Source organism: Candidatus Riesia pediculischaeffi, from assembly GCF_002073895.1.
GTDB lineage: Bacteria > Pseudomonadota > Gammaproteobacteria > Enterobacterales > Enterobacteriaceae > Riesia > Riesia pediculischaeffi.
Genome location: NZ_CP012839.1, coordinates 476,687 through 483,512, shown reverse-complemented (window position 1 = coordinate 483,512; position 6,826 = coordinate 476,687). Strand labels below are relative to the sequence as shown.

The 6,826-nt window shown below is 33.8% G+C and carries 5 protein-coding genes; 1 reads left to right on the top strand and 4 read right to left on the bottom strand.

What is annotated here, in order from left to right:
* The 3 genes from AOQ87_RS02690 to pabB all read right to left on the bottom strand — a co-directional run.
* On the bottom strand, positions 1-338 hold a 338-nt coding region (locus AOQ87_RS02690; RefSeq protein WP_236858651.1), incomplete at its 3' end, for a PTS sugar transporter subunit IIC.
* Between the two features lie 66 nt (positions 339-404).
* Positions 405-1,385 (bottom strand): PTS mannose transporter subunit IIAB, encoded by a 981-nt coding sequence (gene manX / locus AOQ87_RS02215; protein ID WP_039719859.1) that lies wholly within the window; start codon positions 1,383-1,385, stop codon positions 405-407.
* A gap of 433 nt (positions 1,386-1,818) precedes the next feature.
* A complete protein-coding gene (gene pabB / locus AOQ87_RS02210; protein ID WP_080626643.1) occupies positions 1,819-3,201 on the bottom strand; it encodes an aminodeoxychorismate synthase component I in 1,383 nt (460 codons plus the stop codon).
* Positions 3,202-4,180: 979 nt separating this feature from the next.
* On the opposite strand from pabB, the gene AOQ87_RS02205 reads away from it, so the two are divergent.
* The gene (locus AOQ87_RS02205) at positions 4,181-4,954 is read left to right on the top strand and encodes an endonuclease (RefSeq protein WP_052471854.1); all 774 of its coding nucleotides are present in this window, start codon (positions 4,181-4,183) and stop codon (positions 4,952-4,954) included.
* A 23-nt stretch (positions 4,955-4,977) separates the two neighbouring features.
* Here the strand turns inward: AOQ87_RS02205 and glmS are convergent, their stop codons facing one another.
* Complete coding sequence (glmS, locus tag AOQ87_RS02200) at positions 4,978-6,819, bottom strand: glutamine--fructose-6-phosphate transaminase (isomerizing) (protein ID WP_080626642.1); 1,842 nt, start codon at positions 6,817-6,819, stop codon at positions 4,978-4,980.
* Between the last annotated feature and the right edge of the window lie 7 nt (positions 6,820-6,826).

The following is a 6,826-nucleotide window of genomic DNA, read 5'->3' as shown; positions in this document are numbered from 1 at the left end:
ATAAGAACGGTAAGAGCTTGTCCAGCGGCAGCTATTGGTATCGATACCGCTATTCCAGTTCCGATATCTTGCTTACCTACAATCACCAGAATGCTCGATATTATCGAAGCTAAAGCGGTATCTGGAGCGATGGAAGCTCCTACGTTCATCCATCCTAGAGAGATCATCTCCAATGTACCTCCAATAACGATTCCTGTACTGATATTACCTAATATAAGACCTATCAATGTGCATGCAACAATAGGACGATGAAGTTGAAATTCATCTAGGATAGAATCCATTCCTATAAAGCAAGATACGACAAAGATTAAAAAAATTTGAGTTAAACTAAATTCCACTTTCTTCACCAAATCATTAAACGACAATCGATATCGTCGACAGTTGAACATTGAAACTCATAAAAACTATTTAAACCTATTTCTTATTAAATTTACGATTTCAATTCTTTTATCGTTAGTTACTTTTCTGATTTCTAGCTCTATTCCCTTCTTATGTAATTCCATAAAAGATCTTACATCGTCTTCATCGATGGAAACCGAATCGCAAATCTGTTTCTTTCCTTCCTTATAAGCCATACCACCTATGTTTACAGAATCTATTTTTACACCACTTTCAACGATTCTCAGCACATCTCCTGGATTAGTAAACAACAACATCACTCTATCTTGATGATATTTCGGATTAAAATAAACGCGGACAAATCTATCTACGTTAACAACATGTGCGCTAACTCCAGGAGGAGAAACTTGCTTTAATAAGGTAGAGCGGACCTTATCTTGGTAGATTTCATCATTGATAACAATGATTCGATTAACTTTAGTATCTTTTGTCCATCTCGTAGCTACCTGTCCGTGTATCAATCTATCATCGATTCTTGCTAAAACTATTTTCATATGTTCAGATTCGTCATCTTCGATCGAACCACGAGATGCTCGATCATTCGAGACTTTTTCTTCGATTTTCTGAAATATCTCTCCTTCTTTTCTGCTCAAAAGTTTTATCTCATCCTTACCGGATTCAAAAGCATCTTGAACCAACTTGTTGAAATTCACATCCCTTTCTTCAAGTGACAAAAATACGGAAATGATCATCGGTACATTTACTCCTGTAATAACAGAGATCTCTTTACGTAGGTGATTTTTAACTATCCTATTTGCTGCGTTAAACGGACTACCACCCCATATATCTACTAAGAATAACAATCCATCAGAACTATCCAGATTCTTGATCTCCAACTCGAATTTTTTCGTCAAAACCTCTAGATTTTCGTTGGAATTAAAATTAATATAAGACACATTCTCCTTCTTACCTATCAACATTTCTACCGTATTAACGAGTTGTTCTGCTGAACTTCCATGAGTGCTAACTATAATTGCTACGCCCAATGTACTACCCTCCTTTTGATATTTTAAATACATTAACAATCATCACTTCCATATTTTTATGATGATCTTATAAGATCCACATGTTAAACAATTCATCCTATGAGTACTCACAAAACATTGTATATTTTGAAGTAAAATACGTTCTTTCCGATGGAACAGAATCTACATTAGTAAGTACTATTGAAACTCATACATCCCCGAATGATTGCACGATAAGAAAAACTTCTTTATATCCTCCATGTTAAAAGAAGAGTACCAATCCATTAAAGCAATCAGAAGTTTTTTACAAATTCTTGATTTATGATTCTATAGAGTGTTCATTTTAGCGTTGTAAAGACTCTAGATTAAATTATCTTCTAGATATAGAATTCCTTGTCAAATATAGAAAATAGATTTCTTTAAGAGATGTTACTAACAATATTAAGAGATATCTTCATTGTATAACAAAATCTTTCCTGAAGGATTTCAACATCTTACCGAATTTATACAAAGTTTCTAAGTATTCTTTCTCTGGAAAGCTATCCAAGATTATTCCAGACCCAGACCAACAATACATATTTCTATCCTCTGTTAAACACGATCTGATGTTGATGTTAGTATCCATCTTTCGACAGAAACTAATATATCCTATGGATCCACAATATCCATATCTATAATTCGGTTCTAATTCATCGATTATCTCCATAGATCTAATTTTAGGTACACCAGTTATGGAACCTCCTGGGAAGCAAGCCTTCAAAAGATCCGTCAACTGGTATTTAGGAGATAGTTTTCCCGTAATAGTACTCACCAAATGATGTACCAACGGGAAGGATTCGACCGAAAAAAGCTCTCTTACTTTGATAGTTCCAGGGATAGATACCTTGCCAAGATCATTTCGTAAGAGATCTACTATCATGACATTTTCTGACCGATCTTTTTCAGACATTTTTAACCGATTAATGTTTTTTTGATCTTCTAGATAGTTGTCTGACCTTTTCTCAGTTCCTTTTATCGGTCGGGTCTCAATAGCTCTGTTCCTATCGACTCGTAAGAATCGCTCCGGAGATAAACTGATAACACAGTTCCTCCTTAATCGTATAAAAGCAGAAAGTGGAGACTGATTCACTTGTATCAAATTTAGAAAAGCTTTCCACTCATCTCCAACGTATCTCGCTCGAAATCTTTGAGATAAATTTACTTGATAACAATCTCCAGAGATTAAATAGTCTTTGATTCTCTCCACCTTGCGACAGTATTGTGTTTTAGAAAGGTTGCTGCTCCATTTTTCAACTATGGAAAAATTCTTTTCTCGACTATGATTTTTCTGTTTCTCTATCCAATCTAACCGATCTTTCGGATCATCGTAACTGATCAAAAAAACATGTTTTTGTTTATGATCCACTATCAATGCCCAAAAATATATTCCGATAGCCATATCTGGAAAGTTTAATGATCTTTTCCTGTTCATAGGAAAGTTTTCAATGCTACGGAAAAGATCATAGCTCCATATCCCAACAGCTCCTCCTTGAAATGGAATACCATCAAACTTACAGGAATGGAGCGGTTCAATGTCGCTCATTTCATTTTTTAAGATATTGAACGGATCTGAAGTAAAAAAACTTTTTTTCGTACGATTAGTAACTTTGGTAACTCGACCGATCGTTTCTATTGTTACCTTAGGATCTGCTACGACGATATCGAGATGATCTCTTGAACCATGGTATCGACCAGAATATAAGATCATCGCCCAGGGAAGATGAGATATCTTATTAAAATAATGGAGAGCAACACCTTCGAAATAAGATAATCTTATTTTCTTTAAATATCTTATCATATTGTGATGTGATTGAACCGCTTTGATTATAGGTTAATAAATTATAGATAAAAATAGAGAATAATGAAATCTCTATCAAAAGAGTTACGTATAATTCGTAGTTTTCCGTCAGAAGTTGATCAAACACATTGAAATCTTTGAAGATAGAACGATTCTTACGAATATACTAAATCCGACAGTAATAATTTAATTTTTTTTAAAGCACTTCGATAAATCCTAACGTTTTCCCAAAAAAAATACCTTCATATGATTCATGCGGATTAGATTGATAGCATCGATCTTTAACGAAAACCATTGTTTACTTCAAAAAAAATAATCCGATGAACAGCACATTGCAAGATCTAAAATTTTAGTGTTGATGATCGATATCAGTATCCTTTCATCAGATATTGATCTTCCTTCTCATGGAGTTATATTTCATATATTTCCAACATCAATCCTTTTTCAAACGAAACCTTGCTAGTTCTCTAATGCTAGACTATGCTCTACTGCATTAAGATGGATACATCTTCTCATCTTTTAAAGACGTAATCATCTCACAATTTCAAAATTTTTAAATATGTGAAGATTTTAATAGTTGATGTTCATATTTTCAGATACGTATCAACATGGTATGAACATGTGAGTAAGAATATGAACATGTAATCTTGCAATATCTGGATCCATGATATGGTTCCCCGTTCATAAAAAACAGACTGTTCGTTATGAAACGATTCTTATGTGATGTCTTTAAGAATATCTTTCAATCTTATAGCTACCTTATCGTATTTAAATATTAAAAGTATTTCGAGATCATCAAGATCGTTATGGAACGTGCGACTGTCTTCACGAATTTGTTCGTTCACCGTACAACGATAAATCATTGCTTAATATAAATGGTACTATAGATTTCATACTTTCGATCAATTATAAGAGTATCTTTGGATAAAGATCTAACTGTCGCACCATCATTATAAAATTATTCTTCACAACAGGACAAATGTTATTCAATTCATTTTTAAAAAGAGTATTTCTTATTTTCTTTTCTATCCAATTCTTTAGCGGAACGATCAGATCTACCACATGTAATTTCAACTTTGAACAGACAAAAAAAATTGCAAAACAGTACATCTTTTTTGATCAATCTCAAGGAAAACAAGGAACCTTATACTGTGGATGTAATTGGGTTTGGAAAAAAAACGGATCTTCTGGAGAAGTTGACCTTAACAAATGTGGTTATCAGGTAAGAAAAAATATGGATAGGGCCAAGCACATAGAATGGGAACATATCGTTCCCGTTTCAAGATTTGGAAAATATCGTCCTTGTTGGAAACAAGGAGGGAGAAAGTATTGTACATTAAAAGATAAAGAATTTCAAAGGATGGAATCAGATCTATATAATATTGCTCCAGTGATAGGAGAGATCAATAACGATCGGAAAAACTTTCAATATTCAAAAGTTAGATCTTATGTTCCATATACTTACGGAACGTGCAAAAGTAAAATAGATTTTCAAAGAAGAATATTCGAGCCGAGAGATGAAGTAAAAGGACAAATCGCTAGAGTTGTCCTTTATATGGTCAAAAAATATCGTTTAAAGATGCCCAAAAAACATCTTGAAGAAATGATTTTATGGAATATAAAGTACCCAGTGAGTGATTGGGAAATACAGAAATCGTTAAGGATAGAGAAAATAACGGGTTTGAAAGATCATTGTTTTTTGAAAATAAAAAAAATACGACATCTTCAGAAAAATGCTTTTACAGTGCAATAGTGACAGATTTTTAATCTGTCATTTTACTCTACGGTAACAGATTTGGCTAAATTTCTCGGTCTATCTATATCGATTTTTTTGGATAGAGCGATATCATAAGCTAACAGCTGAAATGGGATGGCATAAAATATAGGAGATACGATTTCCTCTATGTTAAAAAAAGAAATTATTTTAGTCCTCGTATCCTCTTGAATAGATATCCTACTATCGGTCAGGATGTACAACATTCCTCTTCTAGACCTTATTTCTTCTATATTTGACAGAAGTTTGTTGAGAGTTCTGTTATGAGGAACAATCATAACAATCGGAATTTTTTCATCAACTAAAGCTAAAGGACCGTGTTTTAATTCTCCTGCAGCGCTAGCTTCCGCATGAATGTAAGTAATTTCCTTCAACTTTAAAGCTCCTTCCATAGCGATTGGAAATTGATCACCTCTTCCGAGTATAAGAACATTTTGTTCGTCACGTAAGTTAGAAATGAGAAGCTCCATTCTAGTTCTGTAAGTCAGGAGCAATTCTTCAACTTGAAAGGATAGCTTTTTTAAAGATAAAAGTATAGCTTCTTGAAAATCGTCATCTTTACCGTTTCTGATTCTTCTGATATAAGCTATCAATAGCAACAAAGTGGTTAACTGAGAAATAAAAGATTTACTAGAGGCCACACTGATCTCTATTCCAGCCTTTGTCATGATTGAAAATCTTGATTCTCTCACTAAATGAGAGTTAGAAACGTTACAAATCGCTAGATTGGAAATGTAATTTAATTTTCTTGATATATTCAACGCAGATATCGTATCGGCCGTTTCTCCAGACTGAGAAATCGTGATTAAGAGGCTGTTCTTGATGAGTACATGATCTCGATAACAATATTCTGATGCAAATTCTACATTGCAAGAAATATCCGTAAAAGATTCAAACCAATACTTTCCAACCATTCCTGCATTGTAAGAAGTTCCACAAGCAACTATTTGAATATGTTCCACTTTAGAGAGTATCTCATTTATCTCACCACCCTTAAGTTCTGAGAAAAATATGTTTTTCTTTTTATCGAACCGATCTTTTATCAGATTTTCTATAACGGAGGGTTGTTCGTATATCTCCTTTTCCATATAACACCGATATGATCCTATATTCGGTATATCTTGATGAGTTAGACAGCTAACTTCTCTCTTATCAACTACGTTTCCCTCGAAATCTAGGATTTTTACAGAGTTGCTAGAGATTTCTGCAATTTCATTTTCTTCTAAAAACAGAAATCTGCTAGCAATCGGGGTTAACGCGACTTGATCAGATGCAAGAAAATTTTCTTCGGTTCCGAGACCTATGATCAAAGGACTTAAAGTTCTAGCCGATATTAGTTTCTCTGGATATCTTTTATCCATTACTATTATGCTGTAGTTGCCTCGTAATGTAAGAACAACTTTTCGAACAGCAACAATTAAATCTCTGTTTTTTTGGGTTTCCCAATGTAACAGATGAGCTATCACCTCGCTATCGGTTTCGGAAAAGAACTTGTACTGTTTACCTTTCAGCCACTCCTTCAATTCCCGATAATTTTCTACGATTCCATTATGAACTACCGAGATATTATTAGATATATGTGGATGAGCGTTTCTCTTATTTAATCTTCCATGAGTCGCCCATCTAGTATGAGCGATTCCTATCTTACCAAATATAGAGAGATTTCTTATTTTTTCATCTAGAATCTTGGTTTTTCCTACTTCACGAACTCGTATAAACTCTGATTTTTCATCGATTACAGCTAAACCTACTGAATCGTAACCTCGGTACTCTAATCTATAGAGCCCATCAATTAATATTTTTACGATATTACGTCGAGATATCGCTCCTATGATTCCGCACATTAACCGT